Consider the following 23773-nt stretch of genomic DNA (forward strand, 5'->3'; position numbering starts at 1 on the left):
ACCACCTCCGCAGCCATTTATTGGTGTGGTCTACAGAGGATTATGTCTTTTTAGAGGGGAAAATCCCTAGAACCCCTTATTTGATTCGTTAGATGCTATACACACACGGTTAACCTCTGACAATAAAACCAAGTTTTTGAATACGCTAAAGTCCAACTCCCTTGACTTTACCTATAAGAATGCGCTCTATGTGATTGATTTTGCAGTCAAAGAGGCGAACGAGCTTATCGAGGATTCACTCACTAGTGTTTATCAGATGCTGACTAGCGAATCGTCTATATCACGCTACTACGTGAGCAATGAACGTGTATATAAAGATGATTGGCGATATAACCGTTATGATGGTTATAAGCCGCAGGAAGAGTGTAAGCGTGTGCTAGATTACCGTTTTATCTTCTCCTCGTGGAGCAACTTCGGCCAATACGATTTTCAACGTGGGCTCAACGAAAGCGCTGCTAAATTTACCGACGATTTGATGGTTGTCTTTCGGTTGTTAGGCTACAGCAATGTCCGTACTGACAGAACTTACCAATCGATGTCGCCGGGCGGGAAAATTATCGTCACTGGAACTGACACATCAGGTAAGGAAATAGAGCTGCTACACGTTAAATATTATGGAAAAGGTACTCGCCACCTTAAATTCGATTCGCATGCCATGCTTAGATTTAACGTTGCCGTCGCTAAAATCCTTGGTTGGTGCCGCAGCCGTGAAGAATATGCACAGGAAACCGAGGCGAAAAAAGCGCCGACAGAATCGGTATGGTCAGTGGCTGACGATATGCGTATTACACCCAATGCCATGCTGGCGCTTGCCGTCAAGTGACATCGATAAGAGGCCTCTGTCATAGAGGCCTCATTTCTTTGCTAAAACCTATACTCAACGGAAACGTTAATACTAAAACAGCATTGAGAAGACGGTGTTTCCGTCAAGGACCCAAAATCCAATCCCAAGCAGGAAATACAGCGCCCCCGCTATCAAAAAAATATTGCCTTCCTTAACGCCATCGATAAGGATTGACACCAAAAGCCCCACGAACATCCGCAGCACAAATATCGATAGCACTGAGACGTAAACCAGAACAATTATCAATATAATTGGCCCAAACACTAGGGAAAAGGCACTGAGTTCTTTGTCGGCTTGCGCAAGGTAAGTCTGATAAAGAAACCAAGAGACAAAAGGAGAGGCAAGTAGCAAATAAAATGTGAAGAAATGTTTTTCCTCAAACCGTTCAATGCGGTCTGATATGGATTGGCCTTTGTCTTTTTTGTCTTCCTTGAAGTAGAGAGAAACTCGTTAGTAACCAATTAATAGCCAGCGATGACAGATAAAGCATAATTTAAGTATGTGCTTCACGGCAAACTAATAATTGAATTTTGGGGAGAGGTTAGAATGACTGACAATTCTGAGTTTTGTGAACAAATAGGCGCTGCAATCATCCAGCTTGGCACTCACGAAGCGCTGTCATGTATGGCAAGAATGTTGGCTGCTGTTGCCCAGCATCAAGGCTCCGATATTCAGTTTGATTGTGACTTAGCTACGGTCACTGTTGAGCGCAAAAGTATTTCATTAAATGGGTGATCCATGTTTGATAATAGAGCTAATGCGAGCAGAGAAAAAGGTGTTATTCGCCACAAGTTGTTTTCATTAGGACAGAAGTTAGAGCGAGAATTGCACCGCGCTATGAGAGAAATGGAGCGCAAACCGTCCGCTGAGGCGTTCGCTGCGCTGGTAGATAAACGAGGTCAGTTGGCCGGTTATGTTCAGTGCAGACAATCTGTGACCCCCACGATTGCTGCAGACGTTGCGCTGAATGCTCAATCTGGACTGCTCACAAAGGCCCAAAAACACATCGAGCAATACCTTGCGCAATCTCAAGAGCCTGTATGCTAATTGCCCAAACGGTAGCCATCAAACCTCTTGGTGAGAGAATGTTCACGTCAACATTTTGGAGCAATAACATGAGCAAAAACAAAGAAATCATTCGCATACCGACCAACGATGCACTGACTACTATCGATATCGAGCTAACGTATCAGCTAGGTGGTCATAACCCGTGGTCATACGCCAACGAAAAGCGCGGCATCTATGTGTCTGTCTCACCGATTAAGCGTGAAGGTGGCTTTAAGTCTTTCACGGCGTTCAGCGGCGTGAAGCACTGCATCAAAGAACTCAAGCGCTTTAGTAGCAAAGCAATGGCAACCGCAAAACCGGACATTGATACGGTCAAAGCCATGGTGATGCAAGTGTGTCAAAAGAGCCAACTGAGTGTCGATAGCGCGGCCTTTGATGAGTTAGAAAGTGCGCTGTCATAGCGCATTTTCAAAATGAGTAAGAAGAACGATTAAGCTAACTATTGTAGGAGTTTAGTATGACGAAACTAAAATATGCCTGCGCTGCTCTTGCAGCTACTACGGTGCTTTCTGGCTGTGTATCACTGATGACAGATGATCCACTTTTAATCGCCGCTTATGAAATGCCGGATACCGTCGAAATTGAAGATGAAGTCAAGCTCGCAAAGCTTGCATGGGTGGGTAAAGACTTGCTCGAACCCTATGCCCGAAGCGAAGCCGCTAAATTACTGGCTAAGCAAGATTTGCCGCAAGAGTGGGATGAGACCCAGTATTCGACCCTCGTATCGATGGCAACGGACATGTTTGTCGGTGAAGTAGGCAGTTCGCTGGGTGGGGCTGTGGGCGGCGCAGTCATGGTGTTAGGGATGCTGTCAGGCGATGGCAGTAGCAATAACGCATCAGGTCTATTTTTACCCGCTAACATCGATAATGTTGCAATAGATAGTACTGAAAAAGCGCATGCGTTTGCCGTGAACATGCTTAACAATAACATCATCGATACGGCAGAAACCCTTGGATACAAAGCCACATGCGAATATGGCTGTGATACGGCAAATCGTGTGTATAAACTTGAGATATTGTCAGGCACTGAAAAGCAATACGTCTATCAGCCCGATGCGCTTACCGTGTCAATGAATGTGAGTGAATTCATTGAAGCTGGTAACGGAGCTGTCCTTGACTCATTGGCAACGGGCGAGCCCATCAAATGGCGTACCAAAGATATTCATGGTGCGATGGTCTTGTTGGGCTCCAGCCCTGCGTATGAAGAAAACGGAAAACTAAGCCTGTCGGACATAGAATCTGATAGCGGTAATTTTAAAATTTCAAAAAGCGAATTAACGATATCTAGAACACCGTTTGGACGTGATTTCGCACGAGCGATGTTCAGCAATCCTTATCATTATCAAGGCAGCAACAATCTGAGTTACTTTGCATATTCTGGCGATGTTTATCGGCTCTACAGTAATTCGAGCATCACTGCGTTTGACGATAGGATCATTGAGTAGCCAATCATCCATACCTTTCACGGGTGCGGTTTCTCTTACCGATGAGTAGCCGCAATCCTCATTATCGCTATGCTATCGCCAACAACTCAGGAGATAGCTTATGTCAGAATTAAGAACACCGATATACAACACACCCGAAGAGGCGTTTGAAGCGGAGATGGGATTTCCTATCTCCGAAGCATCGCAAAATGACTATAACAGCGCAGAGGATAATCTGTTTAGTGCTGTGAGCGAACTCGTAAGTCCAGTGCGTGAGCTGGATAAATTAATCGATGCAGGTTTCGACGAGCTTGCAGAGAAATTAAGAGCGCTATGTGCCGCGAACATGGCGATGGACTGCGCCAAGGAGCATCTCTAATGCCTTATTTTATAATGAACGTGTTGGGACACTACTTTGTTGTCGAGTCTGAGATTGACACCAACAAGCTTGATGGTTGTACCTGCTTTGATTCACTCGATACCTTGCTGGCAACGGCAGCAAAGAAAACAGAGTGCACCATTGACGATTTAGAGGGGAGTGAGATACGCATCTTTAAGGTGGATGGCGTTTGGCATGAAACCACACATCATGGCGAACTCATTCCCATAGACAATGCACAGTCAATCTATGACTTTCTATCAAGCTACGAATTGTGAGCTTCCTATGCAGAATAAACAAAAAAACGTCACTTTGTTGCCCTTTATACTGCTGTACACCACAGACACCTTTAACGTGCCTGACGCTATCACCGTGTACGCAGAAGATAGCGAGAAAGCGGAAGCTTCGTTCATATCAGCGTTTCCTGGTTCATCCGTAGTGTGGATAGTGCAAACCGCGTCTATTGAAGATGCCTATGCTGCATACCATAAAGAAAGTGCAATCGAGGGGGCAGTATGACGGAAGATTTTTTACGTAAACCTGAAAGTGTCTATGGCGCCGCAATACATGCTGGTATTTTTGGTACTGATGCGTTTTTGCATGACAAACAGATGTTCATCGACAGAGTGTGTCGTGCGTGGAATACACAGATTAACAACTATTATTCCTGCCCAACGGAGGCGCACGAGAATGCAGCTGAGGCTTTACATGAGCTGTACGTGATGTACAGGGAGTTTATGTCGTATTGTCCCTGTAGCAAGAAAGGGGCGTTTTCTAAAATGTTTGTCGTGCTCGCAAAAGGCGATTTAGACGCAGCGTTTGGCGAATTCGGCAAAGCAAAATGGCCTATTGTCAGAGAATTAGCGGAAATACGAGAGGCCACTATCGGCAGGTTATATGTCTAGGTAAAGTCAGCAATCAGTATGCAAAGATTAACCTAGACCAGTTTTTCTAATGTTGACTCAATCAACTCATGACTTTCACACAAGTATGTGTCACTTTTGTAAGGTTCGACGGTATGGTTAATCCAATGTTGGCAAAGCATCCCAGCGACGGTGGCTACTAGTACAGTTCGGTCGTGTAATTCGTGAAATTGATTGTAAAATGTAGCGGGACGCTTGACCGGGTCAGCGTTGAGTATTTCGTCACACCTAAAAGCGTTACCACTGCCTGTCATAACAGACAATAAAAGTGGTGCCCATTGTTCGGCGTCATTATGTGGCTTTGAGTTTTCAACGACAGCATCATACGGTGTGAAGTCATTGACAATCAGGTAGCGACTTAATGCCAAACATAAAATGTCATCACGTAGTTCATTTTTTTTCATCCTTGCTTATCCTTACAATAACCTGTCTTTCACCACGATTAATTGATGCCTTCCAAGGTATTGATATCGTCCATGAAGGGGGTCATAGCATTAGTTTGTTCAAAGTCATTAGGCACTCGCTCGATGTCCCCTATATCCACGTCAAACGGAAAACCAAACGGTGAGCTTATGAATACTTTGCTCCCTTCTTGCTTCGATACAGTATAGGTTAGGTAAGCCGAGCTGGTGCCATACTCAATCAGCCATTCTTTTGTTAGCTTTTCACGCTTAAAGATAACTTCGTCACCTACTTTAATTTGTGGAGTCATATAGATACCTACTGTCATTCTGTGAAAATGACAGGTTAAGGTATTATGACTCCCGAGAATAAAAATACGTTGTGGAATTATGGCGATCTAATTTGACAAAAATGACTTGATAGTAATATCAGTTAAACTTGGTTAACTCAGTCTCAACAAATGCCTGTGACTTTAAATACGCTCCATCTTGGGCCCATGGCCTAATGTCTGTGCTTAGCCATTGAGATGCGAGCAATCCCGCGGTAGATGATAATGTAATGGTCCGTTCCTTAAATTTTCGCAGTTCTTCCCGAAATAAATCGGGGGCTTTTACAATATCTGATGCGACAATCTCGTCTTCTCTAAAGACATCATAATAACCACCAGCCATTATTGTCATAAGTTGGTTTAACCATTCGTCAGACTCGTTGCCGCTAACGTGGCTGAGTTCATCATACGGTGTGCCCCCTGAACGCTCTAGATAGAGGCGTACAGCAAAATTTATCACATCGTCAGTCATTAATATTATCTTCTCCTTTGTTTTCTACAAAATAACTATGAATTACGCGGACCTATTGGTGGCGTTAAAAAAATAAAACTCAATACTCATACTTTTATTAAAGGAGGATAGGGATGCGAAAAGCGATTTCAAGCAGAGTCAGCAATTTAACTGTCGGTGATGAAATAATAATTAATGGTGTCAATGTGATTGTGCAGCGAACAACCGAAAAGAAAGTGTATGTTGCTAAACGGACGGCGACACCGGGGCATGGTGTATTTTCTGTGGATGTTTACTCTCATCGATTTGATGATGGTTTTAATCGCGTTGAGCGCTCGCCGATAGAGGAAAGTGTAGTTTGAGTGCGTTAACCGCGACGCAGATTGCCCATGCCGCATTGTCAGACAGTGATAATGTGAATATACAGCGCAAAATAGTGAACGCTCTGTTCCTGAAACAAAATCATCTGATAGAGGGTATCTGTGTGCTTGCTGATACAGAAAAATTCAATGTGACTGAGATTGCGATAGAGCGAGTATGTGGCCGTCAATCTTTGGATTTATTTGCATTTGATGCGTCTGATTATGCGCAGGATATTGAAAAAGCGATTGCTGAGGTCGTATTGCACACGCACGAGCGTCCAGACTTGTATTAATGCTTTCCCAATCGGCTGCGGCTTTTTTTGCTATTGCCATAATAATCCTGTTCTTACTTAACGAGTACAGGGATCTTGATTATGGGGTTACTTACAGAGCAGTTTAAAGCACACAGAGATGTGTACAGTTGCATAGGCATCAATATTGCCCACCTTGGCGATGAAGATAAGCACACGTTAGACTGTGCCTTCTCAGGCGAGATGGTGATGGAGCGCGATACGGGCTGGTTCGTGAAGCTCTATGAGTTTGATAAAAAGGAAGAGGGCGGTACGTTAGAAACGTTTTTTACCGAGCTTTACCAAGGGATTACGCCTACGCTTTTGACAATTTTCTGTGAAGCGTACCAAGCGGGTTATCGATTGATAGAGTTTGATATGGACGCTTTGATTGTCAAAGATTTACCCGTATTTGACTAATACGCAATGTTTCCCATGGGCAAGATGCAGAATATCAATCTTGCCCACGGGATTATCGAAACCTTGGCATTCATCACCCCCTACCAATCGATAGCGACAATCAAACTTCAGCATAGTATGTCTCCATCAACCTAAGGAGATTAACCTATGCAAACACACTTTCACCAAACGCTCTATAAAGCGCATACCTCTGGCGCTGTGGGTTCGTGGTCTGTCACTGTGACAGGCGATGATGATTTTGCGACGATGCTGGTGGCATCAAAAAAGAAGCTCGATGGCAAAGCCGTAGAAACGCCAACGCAGTACACAGAGGGTAAAAATGCAGGGAGAGCGAATGCTACTACGCCACTTGAGCAGGCTATTTCAGAAGCGAAAAGTAAGGTGAAGTTAAAGCTCGATAAAGGTTATGTCGAGGATATTCCAGAAGCAGGAAGTGTGGCGACCAATACACTAGGTTTTATTCACCCCATGACAGCGCACCCCGCTGAAAAAGTGAAGGACGTGACGTTTCCACTCGGCGTACAACCAAAACTTGATGGGCATCGCTGTTTGGCCGGTATCAAAGGTCGCCTAAAGACAAGGAACGGACCTTTGGACAAAATCTTGGAAATATTGAATTAGCTGCAAGAGCTCACCTGACGAGCGACTGTGATAGCCGCTCCCACATTCTTATGGATGTTATTTGTTACGTCTGAGTAAAATGAAGGATACCAATGCAAACAAGCCTATTGATGCTGGTGCATTAACTGGATTTATTACAGCGGTTCTCGACGATACATTATATGTAATGCCCGGACCATTGATAGTAGGGAAAAGCTCTAAGTTGGCAAAATCAGTCATCGTAACTTTTTTATCACTTGTAGCATTTAAATCCATTCCATTGAACAGGTAGTTGCTGTTATCCACAAAATTAATTTCACCAAAAATATGTGATATTGGATCTATGCTTCCGCAAGTGACAACACCATTCGAAGGGTTGCAATTATAATTTGTCAAAACATTTCCAAAATTATCCTTTATTGTTATATCTATCAAATATGTGGCTTCTCTTGTGTTAAAAGGAATACTGAAGTTTGATATTAAATATTCTGAATCAAATTCGAAGTTGATTTTATTTTGATCCATTGATGAACTGTATGTTGAAGGAGCAATAGATTCTCCCCCAAGTAGAAATTCGCCCTGAGTGCTGTACTCAATTAACGTTGCATTCGCGTTTGCGCAAATAAATAATGCTATGAAGCTTATGGCCAGTTGAAGTTGAAATAAGTTTTTAATCTTCAAAACAAACATCCTTTTATTGTTTTTAATAAGCAGATAGTGATAACCAAACCTCACTGAAGCAAAAAAACTGCCACTCCGAAAAGTACAAACAGAACAGACAGTTAAGAACTCGATAAAACTTGGGCATCCACAATATGTAAATAAACATGACAGTGCACAAGCATGTTAAAGGCCATACTCAGTCAGGTGGGTTTACCGTCTGCAATACGTACATAGCCGACCGTTATAGTTTAGTTTCCAACCAACTGAGCCTTTTCATTGCTTTGACAGGAAAGCTGATTTCCAACCTTAGAATGTAAATAGCCTTAAAAGGAAGCATCGCTTACTTTTTTACGTTTTATTAGAGTTTAATTAAAGCCCAATTCTTCTTTGGATTTGTCGATAAACGGTTCTGTATATTCGATGGTCAATGTGGGCTTCATCGAAAATCCAGAGGGGATAGCCACCAAGTACATACTGATCCCTGCATCAACAGGCCATCGAATCGCTGAATCATTTGCGTTCGTTTGAGGTTTCCCAAAATGTGTGGATAGCGCACGATAAACATCCGTATATTCGTTTCCTTCAAAACTGATGCCGACAGCATGCATTTGTTGAGAGGCATTAAACGTGAAGGTGATATCTGTGTCTTGCCGTGTAATATTCAATACGGGTTTGGCGTGTGGAACGACGTAATTGTTAATCCCAATATAGGTTTTTATCTCTCCTTCAGGGTGGGCTCTTTTGACTGCCTCAATGGTTGCACCCCAAGGCACACCAAAAACACCGTCAGAGAATAACTCAGCGACTTTCCCGGCCATGGCTGGTGCTGATATGACGACTAACGATGCTAACAACAATCCTCTGTACATACTGACTCCTTTTTGATGAGCGATATCGCTGGATAAAAGTGTACATAACTTAGGCCGGATTTTCTTAACTTCTCTTGTTGCCCAAATCATAGCGGGTGAAAAATTATTCGATAGCATTGTCACAGATTAACAACAGGAGACAAATCTATGCAGCAATATCAGCACACATTCCATGTAAGCATTGACATTCCGAGCCTTCACCACAGAGGTGATGATGTCACAGGAAAAATGATACGAGAGGCATTATTAGAAAAATTGGAGGCATATTCCGATGAGCTTTTGCTTGAGACCACCGCAATAGACGTCACTATTGATATTCCATAGCGCGTCGAGACGATAGCCAGAGCGGGACTGAGTGTCATGATAGTGACAAATCACAGAGTTGAGATTGCTATGAAAACACAAAGTCCCGATACCCAATTAAAACCGTTTGTTAATTTTGAGCGCTTTGTCAAACCTCGCTATGACAAAGATGTGGCGATGTATAAACACTTTTCAGAGACGCCGCCAGGCTTTGAGGAGTATATACAACGCTATGTGAAGATGCATGGTATCAAGCCCTGGTTGGAAACGCTGCAAGGTTTGAAGGCAACCGAAAAGCAGATCTACTCTATTTTAAATGCCTATACCAAATACGCGAACAGGTCTATTAACGAAGTGCCGCAACTGTTGGCGTGGTTAGACCGGTACTTTGATATAGAAACACCGCTGGTGGAGGGGATTGCTACCAGTGAATATTGGCGCAAAAGACTGGAGAAAAACACATTCACGAGCAACATCACAGGTGAGTAGCCGCATTTTCCTGCAATGTTCAAATACCCCTCATGAACACAACAAGTGAGGAGTGGGGTAGTGCAACAGCTTATTTTCAATGTGATAGCAATGCTATTTAAGTTAGGGGTCAAAGTGTGTATTTCGCTTTGTATCGCAGTCTATGTGGTCGCATTGTCAAAGATTGAGTTAGGCATGGAAGAGGATTTAACGAGCGCATTAGAGGCGACGATTGATGATGCTTGGTCACTGAAAGACAATAACCTTTTATTGTTCGCATTGCCTGTAATAGGCATATAAAAACCCCGCGTCCGATGCGGGGGCATAAGGCAACCGTTACAACAAGCAAGGTGTTTAACTTGGTAACCATGTAAGTGTAATCACAAAGTGGCCATGCGCAAATGAAAACGAAGATAGGAATAGCGGAACTTATCGCTTCGCGCTGACAGGTTTCGCGGAAAAAATTATTCATCCCGGTGAATTAGGGGGAATATCCTCCTAAAAAAAATGGCCATAAAATGTCAATGTCCATCTTTTACACTGAGGAATGCGCTTCACGCTCAGCGTTTTAATTGAGCGATGAAGCTAACGAAAAGATTCAATACTAAGGAGAATGCAATTATGTCTTTAACAACGAACGACAACGTCCTTGATTGCTGCATGACCGCGTTAATGCAAGCTAAGACTAATCAAATACAATCTGTGGCAGAGCTCAAGCGACATTTGCATTCACAGTTTGCTATTCCCAACAGCATCATTGACGAAGCGCTGCTTATGATGGCCGACAGGTTGGGTGCTGGGGTAGCTCATTGATTCACGGGGAATAGAATAAATATCTATTTTTTTCTTATCAGACAAACGTTTTTCACCGCCCTAATCAGAATACTGCTCAAAAACTGGTGTTAACTTATTTGTGGGTCATTGCCAGCGCCCTGATAGCTCCGTTCGCGAGTATTACGGATAAGCTAGTAAAAATAACCAGAGGAGAAAAAGGATGGCTAAATTTCTAAATACAAGCGCGACAAACTATTTCCTTGAGGAACTCATTAAAAGCGCATCAGAAAGACTTATTCTCATCAGCCCGTTCTTGAAGCTAAATGATCGAATCAAAGAGCTACTAGAAGATAAAAACAGGCTGAAGATTGATGTTCGCATCATATATGGCAAAAGCGAATTGCAACCCGAGGAGATTAACTGGTTACGCTCACTAGATTATGTTCGTACATCGTTCTGTAAAAACCTACATGCCAAGTGCTATATCAATGAGCAAGGATGCATATCCGGAGGTATCATTTCGGCCTAATGACCCTATCTTAAAATCACAAATGCGTTTTTGGATGAAGCATGTAGATGTGAAGTTACACCCTTCTTGTGGGGCAATACAATGGCCGATGATAATGCGAGACTCAATGCTAAAACGAAGTGAAGATGAGCGGAACGTTTTGCTCTCGAAAATACCGGAGAAGCCAAGACGAGAGCGACAAAAGCGCTTAATTCAGTATGGTCTGGACGCGCCAGATGTAAGCGATGCTGTAAAAACTTACTATAAAACGATAGTAGATATGGAAAAAGCACTTAGCCAACACAAATGGTTGGTGGGAAACGAGTTTAGCCTTGCAGACATATGTGTTTCCCCTTATTTTCAAACTTTGCATCAATTTGAATGGACCGGGATATATGAAGAAAAGTTTCCAAAAGTTACGCAATGGTATGCTAACTGTAGAGCAAGACAATCTTATAAAGAAGCTGTCATTGCTGAAGTTCCTCAAAGCACATTTGAAGCGTTAGGTCGTAAAGGTCGAGAAAGTTGGCCAAAAATTAAATTGCATCTGCCTAGCTAGCAACTAAGCCTTAAATACATACGAAAAACCACAGATATAAACTGTGGTTTTTATGATCAGTTGTTAAGCTTTTGTCCGCTTTATTTTATTTCCTCACTTTATTAGCCGATTCACCACCAATCCCAAAGTGAGTTTTTGGCATTTCAGTGATTATAACTCTGACGCGATCTTTCGGCGCATCAATTGCTCTGACCATTGCATCTGTAACTTCACTGATCAAATTTTCTTTTTGTATGTCGGTGCGGCCTTCTAAGATATAAAGTTGTGCTATTGGCATAATAATTCTCCTTTCTAAACAAATTTGCCTGATACTGTGCCCAAGCCTTGATAACGAACGGTAAAGTTGTCACCTTTTTTCACAGAAACGGCAGCTGTAATTGCACCAATCATAATAAACGTACCAGCTGGAATATGTTCTCCTCGCTCAGCTAACATATTTGCTAACATAGCAACAGAAGAAGCAGGGTGTCCAAGTACTGCGGCACCTGCGCCTAATTGCACAACTTCACCATTGATTTCCATCACTACACCTAGATTTTTTAAATCTAAGTCTTCTGGTTTTGCCATGTTGCCGCCTGCAACAAAACGACTAGATGACGAATTGTCGGCAATTACGCTTTTTAAATCGAATTTGAAATCTCGGTAGCGTGAGTCAATGATTTCGACTGCCGGCATAACAAAATCTGTTGCCCGCAATACGTCACCTATATGTATTCCTGGGCCCTGTAATGGCGCCTTGGTCACAAAGGCTAATTCAGCCTCTACTTTTGGGTGAATGAGTTCATCATGCTTGATTTCACCGCCATCGGGTATGGAGAAATAATCAGCCAGAAAACCATAGCAAGGATGTTCAACGCCCATCTGTGCCATTTTTGCCCAAGATGTTAACCCCATTTTCATACCAACTATTTTATTGCCGCGTGCTTCTTTACGACGCCTAATTTCCCATTGAATATCAAATGCATCTTCATAGGTCATATCAGGGAATTCATCGGTTATTTTAGTTACGTCATGAGCTTGTAGTTCGGCGTTTTCTAGGTGCTCTGCTAGATTTTCTATTTGTTGTTTGTTTAAATTTCCCATTATATTAAGCCTTTTTCTTTTGACATGGTTAAAGCTAAATCTTCAATCATATCTTCTTGTCCGCCTACAGTGCCTCGCTTGCCCAGTTCAACTAAAAGATCGCGCGCTTGAACGCCATATTTTGCTTCGGCTCGTTGCGCGAATAGTAAAAATGAACTATATACACCCGCATAGCCGAGCGTTAACGCGTTTCTGTCAACCCGTATTGGGTGATCCATTAGTGGCACCACTAAGTCTTCTGCAACGTCCATTACTTTATACAAGTCAGTACCATGAATAGCATGCATTCTGTCGAGTACAGCAACAAATACCTCTAGAGGTGTATTACCAGCGCCTGCACCTAAACCCGCAACCGAACCATCGATACGATTTGCGCCAGCTTCAACCGCTGCCAATGAGTTTGCTATGGCCATGCCCATATTATGATGGCCATGAAAGCCGAGTTCGGTGGTGGAGTTAAGTTCAGCACGTAAATAGCCAATTTTATGTGTTACTTCATCAGGTAACATATACCCTGCCGAATCAGTGCAATAAATACAGTTTGCGCCGTAACTTTCCATCAGCTTGGCTTGCTCTAGTAGTTTTTCTGCGGTCACCATGTGCGCCATCATCAAAAAGCCGACAGTGTCCATACCCATTTTTGCAGCCATACCTATATGTTGCTCAGACACATCTGCCTCAGTGCAATGTGTGGCTACTCTGATGGTATTTACGCCATAGTCATTTGCCATTTTCAGGTGGTCAACCGTACCAATACCGGGTAATAATAACGCTGATATCTTGGCATTTTTCATCTTCGGCACAACGGCTTGTAAGTATTCTTCATCGCTATGTGCTGGAAAGCCATAATTTAAAGATGAGCCCCCTAATCCGTCGCCATGAGTCACTTCAATAAGCGGAATACCGGCTTCATCGAGTCCAGTTGCAATCGCCACCATTTGTTCAGTTGATATTTGATGTTGCTTTGCATGCATACCATCTCGTAAACTCATATCATGTAATGTCACTTTTTTACCTGTTAAATCCATTGCGTTACCCTCTCGCTGGTAAGGTGATTGTTTGGTTATATGCTTCTTCAGCAAACATTTCCGCTGTGCGTAGCCCTGCTGCCGTCATAATGTCAAGGTTACCTGCATATTCGGGTAAGAAATCGCCTAAACCTTTCACTTCCATAAATACAGAAACTTTATTGCCATCAAAAACAGGTCCATTTACTAACTTGTAACCTGGTACATATTTTTGGACTTCTTTCACCATGTTTTGTACTGACTCAATAATTCTTTCTTGATCAGGGGTGTTTTTGGTTAAACAATGAATGGTGTCGCGCATCATTAGAGGCGGTTCAGCAGGGTTTATAATGATAATCGCTTTGCCCTTTTTAGCGCCGCCAACTTTCTCAACCGCACCAGATGTGGTACGAGTGAATTCATCAATATTTTGTCGTGTACCTGGGCCAACAGAACGAGACGATACAGTAGCAATAATCTCACCATATTCTACATCTTGAACTTGTGACACCGCCGCCACCATAGGAATAGTCGCCTGCCCACCACATGTGACCATATTCACATTCATTTCGAGCTTTTCTGCGTGCTGTTTTAGGTTGACCGGAGGAATGCAAAATGGCCCAATAGCCGCGGGTGTTAAATCAATCATTACTACCCCAAGTTCATTTAGCTTACGGCTGTTTTCTGCGTGAACATAGGCTGATGTGGCATCAAAGGCGATCCTGATATCATCTTCTATTACTTTATCAAGCATGCCATCTAAACCAGTTGAGGACACTTTGATACCCATTTCAGCGGCGCGTTTAAGACCGGAAGACTCTGGGTCGATTCCAACCATCCATACTGGTTCAATCCATTCAGAGCGTTTGATTTTCATAAGTAAATCGGTGCCAATATTACCTGGCCCAATGATGACCGCTTTTAATTTTTTAGACATAACTAATATTCCTTAATCTATACAAAACGCACGGACGCATTGCCAATACCGCCGATACTAACACTCATAAAATCACCCGCTGTCACCGGCTCTAGTGGCACCAAAGAGCCAGATAAAATAACCTCTCCAGCTTTGAGTGGAATACCGAACTGTCCAAGTGTATTGGCTAGCCATGTTACGCAGTTAACTGGGCTCCCTAATGCTGCGGCACCTGCTCCGGTAGAAATAATCTTACCGTTTTTCTCTACCACCATGCCGCACGTAGATAAATCTACTTTGCTTGGAGAAACCGCTTTATCACCTAATACAAACAAGCCACAGGAAGCATTGTCTGCGACGGTATCTTGGATTTTGATATTCCAATTCTCTATACGAGAATCAACAACTTCAAAACAAGGGATAACACAGTCGGTTGCTGCCAACACATCGGCATTGGTTATACCTGGTCCGATTAGGTCTTTTTTTAAGATAAAGGCTATTTCGCCTTCCGCTTTTGGTTGAATCAACTTTTGACTAATGGGCATTTCTTCGCCCTGACTGTAGGCCATATCATGTGTTAAATATCCAAAGTCTGGTTGATGCACATTCAGCATGTTTTGAACAGTTTTAGAAGTGACCCCAATTTTTTTGCCTATTATCTTGGCTCCTGCTTGCACTCTTCGCTCAACCATTTGCAGTGAAATATGATAAGCGTCCTCTATACTAATGTCGTCAAATCGCTCAGTTAGTGGTTTCAATGTATGTTTTTGGGTCAGTGCATTGTATAGCTCATCCCCGCAGGCTTTTATCTGTTCTTTGTTCATAAAATTCTCAGTTTCTTGCTACTGTGTTTATATTTCTGCTAAAAAATTACTTACTAGCGTTGAAAAGCGGGCCGCATGTTCGATTTGCGTCCAATGCCCGCATTGACCAAACACATGAAGCTGTGATTTAGGTATCCACTCAAACAATTTTTGACTGGTATGCAAGGGTATAATTAGATCTTCTCTTCCATGCATAATGAGCGTCTCATGCTGAATTGCGCGAATGTCAGCCTCTTTGCTTGCAAGTGCATCTACCCAACGTTGGCGAGGGGCTGGAAACATGGACGAAAATGCTTCATGAAAACCAGGACGAATACTTGCTTCGTATCGTAATTCTGCAAGTTCGTCTGTTACTAAATTACGATCATAAGCAAATATATCTAATAAGCCTTTCATCGTTGTCAGCGAAGGGCTATAGCCCCATACAGCATCTAGACCTGGTGTTAGTATGAAAGGAACACCCACGCTACCCATTAATATTAATCGTCGAACTCTTTTCGGGTGTCGAATAGCCAACGCGAGCGCTATTCCTCCTCCGAACGAGTTTCCAACTAAGTCGCATTGTTCAATATCCAGTGCGTCTAATATTCCAATAGCATGGTTGACCCAACGGTCAACATTGCACTGAGTGTTGGTCGGTCTTTCGGTAAAACCAAAACCAAGCATATCGGGTGCTAATACGCGATAGTGTTTTGATAATTCAGGCATAACCAAACGCCAATTTGCCCATGCTGTCACTCCAGGGCCTGAACCATGGATTAACATCACCGGTTGTCCGGTTCCGATATCATGCAAGTTGGTTTTGATGCCATTTACATCAATCGTTCTTCCAATTTCTGGATTTTGTACTTTGCTCATTAATTTATCCGTGTTACCAATTTATGAGTGAATAATTAGCGTATTTGCCACTATAATTTTATGCAGATGTTTTTTAATTCTGTGTAAAATTCAAGTCCATGAACGCCACCTTCTCGACCGATACCTGATTGCTTTGCCCCACCAAAAGCTGTTCTCAAATCACGTAAAAACCAGCTGTTTATCCAAACTAAACCTGTTTCCATTTGTTCAGCAACGCGAATGCTTCGAGCACTGTTTTCTGACCAAATAGTCGCGGCAAGGCCATAGTCTGTATCATTCGCTAAAGCGATCACCTCTTCTTCAGTGTCAAAAGGTCGAATATGGCAACATGGACCAAAAATCTCTTCTTTTATTACTCGAGCGTCATCTGGTAAACCTGTCCATATAGTGGGTTCTATCCACGCCCCATCGTTTAGCGCTTCGCCCATGTCAGGAATACCGCCTCCAATTTCAACAGTAGCGCCTTCTTGTACTGCTAATTTGTAATATGAATGGACTTTATTTCGGTGCTCAAGGCTTACCAAAGGACCAAAATTTGCGTCTTCGTCTTCAGGGCGGCCAAGCTTTAACTTAGCAACGCCTTCTTTAAGACGTTTTACAAATTCATCAAATATAGGTCGTTCAACATATACACGTTCGGTTCCCAAACATACTTGGCCGCAATTGACAAAAGCTGAGCGCATGGTACCTTCAATCGCCTTGTCAATATCACAATCAGCAAACACAATCCCAGGGTTTTTACCGCCGCATTCCATGGAAATACTGCGCAAACCTACAGCCGCTGCTTTTACTATTGCTTCACCTGTCGAGGTTTCTCCGGTAAAGGTAATCGCATCCACTAAAGGATGAGTCGTTAAAAATTCTCCAGCAGAACCAGCCCCGAATCCATGTACAACATTGAATACGCCAGCAGGTACACCACATTCATTCATTACATCACCAAGCAATGTCGTGGTTGCGGGGGTTTCTTCTGAAGGTTTAACTACAACCGTATTACCACAAGCTAGAGCAGGACCCACCTTCCAAGTCATTAACAGGAGTGGTAGATTCCATGGGGAAATTACAGCAATTACACCCTTTGGGGTGCGATGTCCAACGTTCACAGCCCCGTTTCCGTCAGGCGTATCGAGCCGGAAGCTTTCTGTTGGATGATTGGCAAGTGTTTCTGCAAACGCTTTAAAATTTGCGGCGCCTCTTGGAATATCAATGTGGCGAGCAATACTATGAGGTTTTCCCGTATCAAGGCATTCTGCTTCTAAGAACTCGTCAAAACGCTCATTGATTCTATCCGCCACTTTATTCAATAATTCGGTGCGTTGGCTTTGGGTCATCTTACCCCACGGTCCTTTTAACGCTGTTTTTGCAGATTTAACCGCTAGGTCTACATCTTGCTCATTTGCTTCATGGACAACACCTAATAAATGGTTATCAACGGGGCAGCGGTTCTCAAATGTTTTACCACTTTGAGAACCGACATAATCTCCATTGATAAAGTGTTTGTATTCTTTCATTCTTATCTCTTTTTTCCGAATATTGAGAGTTTGCTAGACGTATGGATAAGCGGGCTTTCGCCCGTCAACTTTATTAAGTGAGAACTGACAAGAATCTTTCATTTAGTACTCGATCGTGGTAGAAAATTGCTTTTCCGAGGTCATCAGATAACCAAGTAACGGGTTTATGGTCTGGATAGTTATAATCGCCACCGGCAAACACCTCAGTCCGATTACCAGATGGATCAAAAAAGTAAATAGTTTTACCATGAGTCAAGCCGTGACGAGTAGGGCCGATATCAATTGGCACATCTTCCATAGAAATCAAATCTGCGGCTCGCAAAATATCTTCCCATGTCTCTAGATAGAAAGACGCATGGTGGAATTTACCTTTTTCTTCATGCATGATAAATGCAATGTCATGCGCTTTAGTGGATAATGAAAGAAATTGCGCTATGCGGTTTCCATCTGGATCAAGCACTTGCTCTGCTAGATAAAACCCGAGTACATTAACAAAGAGATCGTATGTCTCCGCCAATGCATCACCATAAAATAAACAATGATCAAAGCGAACGGCTTTCATGCCAGTTAAATTGCGAGGCCACGCTTCTGGGTTGACTTCGTTTAAGCCCCATTTGCCAGTATATTTTTTATCTGTATATAGCTCAAAACAGTGCCCCGAAGCAGATGTAAATTGAACACGGCGTCCGCAATCCTTTAATTCACCAGCCTCTATATGTGTGATATCGCATCCAAAGCTTACTAAGTCTTTTTCTAATTGAACCAAAGCTTCTTCATCGACCACTTTGAAAGCCATAAAGTCGCAGCCAGGTTCATCAGCTTCTCGCAAAACTACAGAAAACTTATCTACTTCGGACCAAGCCTTTAAATACACTCTGCCTGATTCATCTCTGTCTGTTTCAATTAACCCAAGCAAATCAACATAATGTTTGAGTGCAGCTTCCATATCCAATACACGTATTTGTACGTGTCCTGGTCTCATGATACCTTTTTTCATTGTGAAACCTCTTTTAGTTGCAAGTTTGTACTGGCTTCTTGATTTGTTGAAGCCTTTGGTTTAGGTGCGCACTCAAAAGACATGTTACTTTTTGGCTTAATACGACAAGCCAGTGCATACCCGCTATTTTTCTCTTCTTCGGTGACATGTAGTTTGCTCATGGGCCCGAAATCTGGCGTACCGGAAATAATGCTGATTCGACATACGCCACAACCGCCACCTTTGCAGCCAACAGGAATGCATTTTCTCCCGCTACGCTGCATCGCATAAAGAATGTATTCATTCTCACGACAATTAAATTCTTCTTTATTAGTGATGTCGGTTATCGTGAAATGGCGCATAGTGTGTCTCGCCCTATATCTTTTTAAATAAAGCTGAACGATGTTCGTCAGCACCATCAGCTGCGGTTAAGAATTTCTCCATAAAGATGTCTTTCTCAAACAGCCTTCCTTGCATTAATGTTGTAATAGCAGCATCAATCATTGGCGGCGGGCCACATAAGTAAGCTTTATGATTAGCAAAGCGTCCGTCAAAATGCGCTTTAGCGGCTTCGTGAACAAAGCCTTTAAATCCCTCCCATGATAAGTCGTCATCAGCATCATTTAGCGCCGGGATGTAAGTGAGATTGTCGTGTTTATCTGCTAGGTCATTAAAAAACTCTGAGTTATAGAGTTCTTCTTGATTACGTGCACCTTGGAACAAGGTAATTTGTCGTTGATCGCCTTTTTCTAGAAGATCTAGAATCATAGATTGTGGACTTGAAAGGCCTGAACCACCTGCAATAAATATCAAATTGCCAGGTTGTGAATCGCGCACAAAAAACTGTCCATATGGTCCAGACATAGGCAAGGTATCACCTACTGTTAATTGCTCATGAACATAAGTAGTTGCAGCGCCACCTTCTACTTTGCGTATATGTAATTCAATTTCTTGATTATTTGACGGAGCATTAGCGATAGAAAAGGCTCTTACACCATCACAACTAGGTAATTGTAAGTTTATATATTGGCCTGCTTGAAAGGTCATGCTGTTATCTAATGAAAAATGCACGCCTTTTATGGTCGGTGACAAATCAACTATCTTGGTGACAGTGGCGTTGAAATCTTCTACGGCATAACCCTTAAAATCTTCATCAACATCAACATCAGCTTCTATTGTGACATCACTTTCCACTGTAGCGCAGCAAGCTAAAACCTTTCCATCGTCACGCTCAGATTCCATCAAGGCAAAGGGTGAAGCATCACCAACCTTAACGTCACCATCAAGCACTGTTACTTTGCACGTAGCACATAATCCGTGACCACATGCAAAAGGGATCCAAACACTCTGGCGCAGTGCTGCTTGCAAGATAGTTTGGCCTTCTTCGACCTCTATCTGTTCGCCTGTAGGTTCGACAGTTACCGTATATGTCATCGTAAATCTCCTAAAAACTTGCGTTATAGAGACCGTTAAGGCCAGGAGTAGTCATTCTGAGCATACTTTTATGATCGATGCCTTGAGATACCAAGGTTTCTGTTTGGCTTGGTGTAAACGGCTCGCCATTAAGCTCCCATTTAATTTTTTCATAATCAATTTTTGCGCTCTCTGGATGAGGAGCGGTTGCAGGTTGAATATGTGATCCGAATACTTCAGGTAGCGTCGCATCCGGAGAAACCAACAATGTAAATGGTGCACAAAACATATTGTGATTAACCCAATGCACGTAAAGCAGTTGCATTCCGTTAAAGTTTTCTACTAAGTCGTTGGGTACTGCTGTGTAATCTGAAATCGCTTTTACAGCCATGATAATAACCTCGAGTGTAAGTTGTGCGGGTAGCAACGCTACCCGATTACTGTTTATGCCGCGTCTGTGTCTTTATTCAAAGGCTTGATGCCTTTAATTTCGTTCCAGCGCTTCTCATCAGGCGAGCCAACATAATCAAAATTATCCTCACCAATATTGATGTGGTAATAATCGGTTAGTACCTGTGGTAGTTCTGGTCCACCAGACTTTCCTTGATATATTTGATGAACTGGGAGTAATGCCTGAACGTATTTTGCTGGTTCGTCTTCAAAGATTTCTCCACATGCTTCTGAGCAGAAATGATAACGCTCACCTTCATGAACTGTGTCACAATGGCTAAACGACGTTGGATCTTCTGTTTTAGTAAATAAAACAGGCACCTGACATACTTGACACAGTTGAGGCAAAGTGTTGTTGTAAAAACGTTCCCCTTTCTTATGTTGCGCATCCCAGTGCTCAAAGCGTGGACGATAATATTTGTCAAAAGTGTTCGGATACTTTTCAGCTAACCATTGCATTTCTTCTTCTTTCGGGATCCAAGTATGAAAATTAGTTGCGTGTCCATACTGATAGAAAGTCGTCCATAACTGATGGCTGATATGCTCTTTTGCAGCATTCGCAACATCTTGATACTTTGGAGGTTTGATCCCGTAGCGTGCTAATTCTTTAAATAGAGCACCACCGCTTTGTTCGTAGTAGACTTCCCAGGCTTCTTGCCATGACATCACTTTATTTGGCAACATGTAATCCATCATCATGCTAACTAAGCTAAGTAGGCGGAAACCACGCCAGAACCATTTATCTATCCATTTTTGAACAATAGGCACATTATCTTCGTGCTGCTCGAGCATGAACTTTATAATCTCTAATCCAAGCGTCATATGACGAGCTTCGTCAGATTGCGCCGAAAAACCAAATGTTACCGTTGCCATGTCACCGTTATATGCCGCGCCTGACATAAATGGCACAAAAAGCAGATTAGTTAGTACATATTCAAATGAAAATGAAATTGCTGTTAGGAACTCGAATGGCCCTGCTGAACGAGCATCATCGAAAAATGATTTTGGTACAGATAAAAACCACACACGGTCATGCATTAACGGGGCGTCATGCAGACCATTAAAGTGCTTGTTATAATGGCTCATTGCATGTTGTTGAGTTTGTGAGTGACGTAGTTCGTCAATCGCTTGCATTTGACAAGCTACTCGTGCACCCGCTCCGCTAAACTGACGTCCAACTTTTGAATAACCTTGAAACGCTGCATACTCAAGCGGCGAGACACCCGTTAAAAACAGTTTGAGTGAATTTACATACCGAGCATCTGAAATATTCTGATGGCCATTGTTTTGCGCAAAGGCATCAAAAATAGCGTAAAGTTTTTTCTCTTTTTCAGCTTGATACTTCCAGTAAGAGTCCATCGTGAGACGAAAAGGATCTTCCCAGCCGTCCCAATCTACAATTTTGATCCCTTCAAAATCTTCTTGTGGGAAAATATCAGATTTTTTTTGATAGCTTGGTTCCCAATCCATATTACGAGTTAAATATTGATACTTTTGCTTTAGATTTAGTTTTTTTGCCGCTGTCATTAGTGACTCCTGGTTAATTCCATGAAAGGGTAAAGTGATCGTCATCTTCATCAACGTTTCCGCCTATGCTGATAACATCAAGCAACATTTCTTGTACATCCCACTCGCGATTTATCTTTTCTTCCATCGTTTCACGAGTAATCACCAAGCGCTTTTCAGCTTGGATCCGAATCATTGCCGGATGATATTGTATTTCAGCATCCGGGTTGTCTTCGCTAATCGCTTCTACTAAATAACGCGCGTTTTCGTTATCTTGAAATGCAATAAATACATTCTGGCTCATGACACTGCCCCTGTTGATTGAAGGCCTACTTTCTTCAGCAAGGCTGCCAGTTCGGCTTGAATTTTTAAAAGTGATGCCTTACCAACCGTCTCTAGTGCGACAGGTTCTAGCGCAGCAAATACTTGTGGTTCCCAATGATGGACCCAAGCTTGTATTGTTTCTTTGTTGTTGTCTGATTCAGCAACGGCGGTCTTTACAACTGCAACTATCCAACGTGTTGTGTCTTTGTTCCAATCACGCATAAACTCTGTCAACATCCCTATATCGCGAGCACCCATCTCACTGAACCATTCGTCCAGGGCTTCATAAGCGAATGAAAACAGTACTTTGTCTATTAATAGGTTTTGTAACAACGTTGATTCAAACCAGTCGCTAACCACCATCGAGTCTTCGGCTAGCTTGCGCATTGGTTGCCACATTGGATCGTCCATCCAGTGCGCTTTGCTGGTGTTCAATGCCGTACCAGTGTTTCCGTCGATCAATAATGCAATGCGAGATAAATATTGACCGATGCCTAGATGGTCCATTGCCTGATATATATGTGCCTGAGCAACGGTGGTAGCAATCGCATCACCGGCAACCTGGCTATTATTCATGTTTGCTGACTGATTCAAATGGCGAAAAGGTACGAGATACTTAAGTATCTTATGTTGAATATTTTCATCTAAGCTGGAAATAAGATTGCGTTTTTCGCAGAACTTAAAATTAGACTCTGCGCTTTCTTGCATTTTTGCGCGGCTGCCAACATAGGCGCCATAGTAGAACTGACGAGGGTCGCTAATTGCGTACCAATCTTCCATCTTAATGGCAGTGCGACTCGGATCATTCAAAGATTTTTCAGGATCCCATAACGGCTTATAATGAAAATTATGAGTAGGCTCAATATCATAGCTAGCCTCTTGGTAACGTGTGGCAGGCTTATCACCAAAGCGACGTTTAATGTGACTATAAGTATTCCGAATGGTAGAAACGGAACTGGTTTTTATCTCAACGCTCATATTCTTTACCTTGTGTGGTTAATCAATTAAATCTAAATCTTTTTGGTGTCGCCAAAACGCCACTTTTGGTTGTCATCGTCTATCTTTTTCGCCATGGCAGCATCCATATGAATAACGTTGTTGTGCTTGCAAAATATCTCAAAGGCTTCTTTAGGAAGAACTAGCTCAACAAACAGGTCGGGATGTTCAATTGCAAAGTCGAATTCGACGAATTTATCTTCAGGAGCACTGCGCACTCGAACATAACGGGCCAATGCATTAAATTTATTTTTGTCTAAATTAGAAATCAT

The 23773-nt window shown here is 42.6% G+C and carries 38 protein-coding genes; 18 read left to right on the forward strand and 20 right to left on the reverse strand.

The window, feature by feature from the left end; all coding sequences use genetic code 11:
* The first annotated feature begins 97 nt into the window (after positions 1-97).
* The 9 genes from JKP77_RS20010 (at position 98) to JKP77_RS20050 (ending at position 4622) form a co-directional block, all read left to right on the forward strand.
* Positions 98-823: a DUF4942 domain-containing protein gene (locus tag JKP77_RS20010; RefSeq protein WP_420840083.1), complete on the forward strand. Its 726-nt coding sequence runs from the start codon at positions 98-100 to the stop codon at positions 821-823.
* Positions 824-1390: 567 nt separating this feature from the next.
* Entirely contained in the window at positions 1391-1579 is a 189-nt protein-coding gene (locus JKP77_RS20015) for a hypothetical protein (protein ID WP_218312949.1), read from the forward strand.
* A gap of 3 nt (positions 1580-1582) precedes the next feature.
* Entirely contained in the window at positions 1583-1891 is a 309-nt protein-coding gene (locus JKP77_RS20020) for a hypothetical protein (RefSeq protein WP_218312950.1), read from the forward strand.
* Between the two features lie 68 nt (positions 1892-1959).
* Positions 1960-2313 carry a hypothetical protein gene (locus JKP77_RS20025; protein ID WP_218312951.1) on the forward strand — a complete coding sequence of 118 codons (354 nt, stop codon included), beginning with the start codon at positions 1960-1962 and terminating at the stop codon, positions 2311-2313.
* 56 nt (positions 2314-2369) lie between these two features.
* On the forward strand, positions 2370-3359 hold the full coding sequence (locus JKP77_RS20030; RefSeq protein WP_218312952.1) for a hypothetical protein: 990 nt from the start codon (positions 2370-2372) through the stop codon (positions 3357-3359).
* 100 nt (positions 3360-3459) lie between these two features.
* Positions 3460-3717, forward strand: a complete 258-nt coding sequence (locus JKP77_RS20035) for a hypothetical protein (protein WP_218312953.1) — start codon at positions 3460-3462, stop codon at positions 3715-3717.
* A complete protein-coding gene (locus tag JKP77_RS20040) occupies positions 3717-3995 on the forward strand; it encodes a hypothetical protein (protein ID WP_218312954.1) in 279 nt (92 codons plus the stop codon). The genes JKP77_RS20035 and JKP77_RS20040 overlap by 1 nt, the downstream gene beginning before the upstream one ends.
* 7 nt (positions 3996-4002) lie before the next feature.
* The gene (locus tag JKP77_RS20045; RefSeq protein WP_218312955.1) at positions 4003-4236 is read left to right on the forward strand and encodes a hypothetical protein; all 234 of its coding nucleotides are present in this window, start codon (positions 4003-4005) and stop codon (positions 4234-4236) included.
* The gene (locus JKP77_RS20050; RefSeq protein ID WP_218312956.1) at positions 4233-4622 is read left to right on the forward strand and encodes a hypothetical protein; all 390 of its coding nucleotides are present in this window, start codon (positions 4233-4235) and stop codon (positions 4620-4622) included. Before JKP77_RS20045 ends, JKP77_RS20050 begins: the two co-directional genes overlap by 4 nt.
* Before the next feature lie 32 nt (positions 4623-4654).
* Here JKP77_RS20050 and JKP77_RS20055 read toward each other — a convergent pair whose 3' ends face one another.
* The 3 genes from JKP77_RS20055 to JKP77_RS20065 form a co-directional block, all read right to left on the reverse strand.
* Complete coding sequence (locus JKP77_RS20055; RefSeq protein WP_218312957.1) at positions 4655-5044, reverse strand: hypothetical protein; 390 nt, start codon at positions 5042-5044, stop codon at positions 4655-4657.
* Between the two features lie 38 nt (positions 5045-5082).
* Positions 5083-5352 carry a hypothetical protein gene (locus JKP77_RS20060; protein ID WP_218312958.1) on the reverse strand — a complete coding sequence of 90 codons (270 nt, stop codon included), beginning with the start codon at positions 5350-5352 and terminating at the stop codon, positions 5083-5085.
* A 118-nt stretch (positions 5353-5470) separates the two neighbouring features.
* Entirely contained in the window at positions 5471-5842 is a 372-nt protein-coding gene (locus JKP77_RS20065; protein WP_218312959.1) for a hypothetical protein, read from the reverse strand.
* A gap of 113 nt (positions 5843-5955) precedes the next feature.
* Between JKP77_RS20065 and JKP77_RS20070 the strand changes: the two genes are divergently transcribed.
* From JKP77_RS20070 to JKP77_RS20085, 4 genes are all read left to right on the forward strand, one after another.
* Positions 5956-6183, forward strand: coding sequence for a hypothetical protein (locus tag JKP77_RS20070; protein ID WP_218312960.1), 228 nt, complete (start codon positions 5956-5958; stop codon positions 6181-6183).
* A complete protein-coding gene (locus JKP77_RS20075; protein WP_218312961.1) occupies positions 6180-6476 on the forward strand; it encodes a hypothetical protein in 297 nt (98 codons plus the stop codon). Before JKP77_RS20070 ends, JKP77_RS20075 begins: the two co-directional genes overlap by 4 nt.
* An 81-nt stretch (positions 6477-6557) precedes the next feature.
* Entirely contained in the window at positions 6558-6893 is a 336-nt protein-coding gene (locus JKP77_RS20080) for a DUF5983 family protein (protein WP_218312962.1), read from the forward strand.
* A 147-nt stretch (positions 6894-7040) separates the two neighbouring features.
* Positions 7041-7514, forward strand: a complete 474-nt coding sequence (locus JKP77_RS20085; RefSeq protein WP_218312963.1) for a hypothetical protein — start codon at positions 7041-7043, stop codon at positions 7512-7514.
* A gap of 57 nt (positions 7515-7571) precedes the next feature.
* On the opposite strand, the gene JKP77_RS20090 is transcribed toward JKP77_RS20085, so the two are convergent.
* Together JKP77_RS20090 and JKP77_RS20095 are read right to left on the reverse strand one after the other, a co-directional pair.
* Entirely contained in the window at positions 7572-8174 is a 603-nt protein-coding gene (locus JKP77_RS20090) for a hypothetical protein (protein WP_218312964.1), read from the reverse strand.
* Positions 8175-8521: 347 nt separating this feature from the next.
* On the reverse strand, positions 8522-9025 hold the full coding sequence (locus JKP77_RS20095; RefSeq protein WP_218312965.1) for a hypothetical protein: 504 nt from the start codon (positions 9023-9025) through the stop codon (positions 8522-8524).
* Positions 9026-9172: 147 nt separating this feature from the next.
* Between JKP77_RS20095 and JKP77_RS20100 the strand changes: the two genes are divergently transcribed.
* The 5 genes from JKP77_RS20100 (at position 9173) to JKP77_RS20120 (ending at position 11637) form a co-directional block, all read left to right on the forward strand.
* Positions 9173-9349: a hypothetical protein gene (locus JKP77_RS20100; protein WP_218312966.1), complete on the forward strand. Its 177-nt coding sequence runs from the start codon at positions 9173-9175 to the stop codon at positions 9347-9349.
* 69 nt (positions 9350-9418) lie between these two features.
* Positions 9419-9817, forward strand: coding sequence for a hypothetical protein (locus JKP77_RS20105; protein ID WP_218312967.1), 399 nt, complete (start codon positions 9419-9421; stop codon positions 9815-9817).
* Between the two features lie 60 nt (positions 9818-9877).
* Positions 9878-10096 (forward strand): hypothetical protein, encoded by a 219-nt coding sequence (locus tag JKP77_RS20110; RefSeq protein ID WP_218312968.1) that lies wholly within the window; start codon positions 9878-9880, stop codon positions 10094-10096.
* A gap of 321 nt (positions 10097-10417) precedes the next feature.
* The gene (locus JKP77_RS20115; protein ID WP_218312969.1) at positions 10418-10609 is read left to right on the forward strand and encodes a hypothetical protein; all 192 of its coding nucleotides are present in this window, start codon (positions 10418-10420) and stop codon (positions 10607-10609) included.
* A gap of 449 nt (positions 10610-11058) precedes the next feature.
* Positions 11059-11637, forward strand: coding sequence for a glutathione S-transferase family protein (locus tag JKP77_RS20120; protein WP_218312970.1), 579 nt, complete (start codon positions 11059-11061; stop codon positions 11635-11637).
* Between the two features lie 85 nt (positions 11638-11722).
* Here the strand turns inward: JKP77_RS20120 and JKP77_RS20125 are convergent, their stop codons facing one another.
* The 15 genes from JKP77_RS20125 to JKP77_RS20195 form a co-directional block, all read right to left on the reverse strand.
* Complete coding sequence (locus JKP77_RS20125; RefSeq protein ID WP_218312971.1) at positions 11723-11914, reverse strand: 2-hydroxymuconate tautomerase; 192 nt, start codon at positions 11912-11914, stop codon at positions 11723-11725.
* A 14-nt stretch (positions 11915-11928) separates the two neighbouring features.
* On the reverse strand, positions 11929-12720 hold the full coding sequence (gene dmpH, locus JKP77_RS20130) for a 2-oxo-3-hexenedioate decarboxylase (RefSeq protein ID WP_049588587.1): 792 nt from the start codon (positions 12718-12720) through the stop codon (positions 11929-11931).
* Positions 12720-13748 (reverse strand): 4-hydroxy-2-oxovalerate aldolase, encoded by a 1029-nt coding sequence (dmpG, locus tag JKP77_RS20135; protein WP_218312972.1) that lies wholly within the window; start codon positions 13746-13748, stop codon positions 12720-12722. The genes dmpH and dmpG overlap by 1 nt, the downstream gene beginning before the upstream one ends.
* Before the next feature lie 4 nt (positions 13749-13752).
* Entirely contained in the window at positions 13753-14664 is a 912-nt protein-coding gene (locus tag JKP77_RS20140) for an acetaldehyde dehydrogenase (acetylating) (protein WP_218312973.1), read from the reverse strand.
* Between the two features lie 17 nt (positions 14665-14681).
* Positions 14682-15467, reverse strand: a complete 786-nt coding sequence (gene dmpE / locus JKP77_RS20145) for a 2-oxopent-4-enoate hydratase (RefSeq protein WP_218312974.1) — start codon at positions 15465-15467, stop codon at positions 14682-14684.
* Positions 15468-15494: 27 nt separating this feature from the next.
* Positions 15495-16325 (reverse strand): alpha/beta fold hydrolase, encoded by an 831-nt coding sequence (locus tag JKP77_RS20150; RefSeq protein ID WP_218312975.1) that lies wholly within the window; start codon positions 16323-16325, stop codon positions 15495-15497.
* 50 nt (positions 16326-16375) lie between these two features.
* Entirely contained in the window at positions 16376-17836 is a 1461-nt protein-coding gene (locus tag JKP77_RS20155) for a 2-hydroxymuconic semialdehyde dehydrogenase (RefSeq protein ID WP_218312976.1), read from the reverse strand.
* A 73-nt stretch (positions 17837-17909) separates the two neighbouring features.
* Positions 17910-18833 carry a catechol 2,3-dioxygenase gene (locus tag JKP77_RS20160; RefSeq protein ID WP_218312977.1) on the reverse strand — a complete coding sequence of 308 codons (924 nt, stop codon included), beginning with the start codon at positions 18831-18833 and terminating at the stop codon, positions 17910-17912.
* Complete coding sequence (locus JKP77_RS20165) at positions 18830-19174, reverse strand: 2Fe-2S iron-sulfur cluster-binding protein (RefSeq protein WP_218312978.1); 345 nt, start codon at positions 19172-19174, stop codon at positions 18830-18832. The genes JKP77_RS20160 and JKP77_RS20165 overlap by 4 nt, the downstream gene beginning before the upstream one ends.
* A gap of 13 nt (positions 19175-19187) precedes the next feature.
* Positions 19188-20246 carry an NADH:ubiquinone reductase (Na(+)-transporting) subunit F gene (locus tag JKP77_RS20170; RefSeq protein ID WP_218312979.1) on the reverse strand — a complete coding sequence of 353 codons (1059 nt, stop codon included), beginning with the start codon at positions 20244-20246 and terminating at the stop codon, positions 19188-19190.
* A gap of 10 nt (positions 20247-20256) precedes the next feature.
* Positions 20257-20616: a phenol hydroxylase subunit P4 gene (locus tag JKP77_RS20175; protein WP_049588595.1), complete on the reverse strand. Its 360-nt coding sequence runs from the start codon at positions 20614-20616 to the stop codon at positions 20257-20259.
* Between the two features lie 53 nt (positions 20617-20669).
* Entirely contained in the window at positions 20670-22202 is a 1533-nt protein-coding gene (locus tag JKP77_RS20180; protein WP_218312980.1) for an aromatic/alkene/methane monooxygenase hydroxylase/oxygenase subunit alpha, read from the reverse strand.
* A 13-nt stretch (positions 22203-22215) separates the two neighbouring features.
* Positions 22216-22485: an MmoB/DmpM family protein gene (locus tag JKP77_RS20185; RefSeq protein WP_218312981.1), complete on the reverse strand. Its 270-nt coding sequence runs from the start codon at positions 22483-22485 to the stop codon at positions 22216-22218.
* Positions 22482-23483 carry an aromatic/alkene monooxygenase hydroxylase subunit beta gene (locus tag JKP77_RS20190; protein ID WP_218312982.1) on the reverse strand — a complete coding sequence of 334 codons (1002 nt, stop codon included), beginning with the start codon at positions 23481-23483 and terminating at the stop codon, positions 22482-22484. Before JKP77_RS20190 ends, JKP77_RS20185 begins: the two co-directional genes overlap by 4 nt.
* A 32-nt stretch (positions 23484-23515) precedes the next feature.
* The gene (locus tag JKP77_RS20195; RefSeq protein WP_049588599.1) at positions 23516-23773 is read right to left on the reverse strand and encodes a phenol hydroxylase subunit; all 258 of its coding nucleotides are present in this window, start codon (positions 23771-23773) and stop codon (positions 23516-23518) included.

Origin of the sequence: Alteromonas antoniana, from assembly GCF_019249295.1 — a bacterium.
In the GTDB taxonomy this organism is placed as follows: Bacteria; Pseudomonadota; Gammaproteobacteria; order Enterobacterales; family Alteromonadaceae; genus Alteromonas; species Alteromonas antoniana.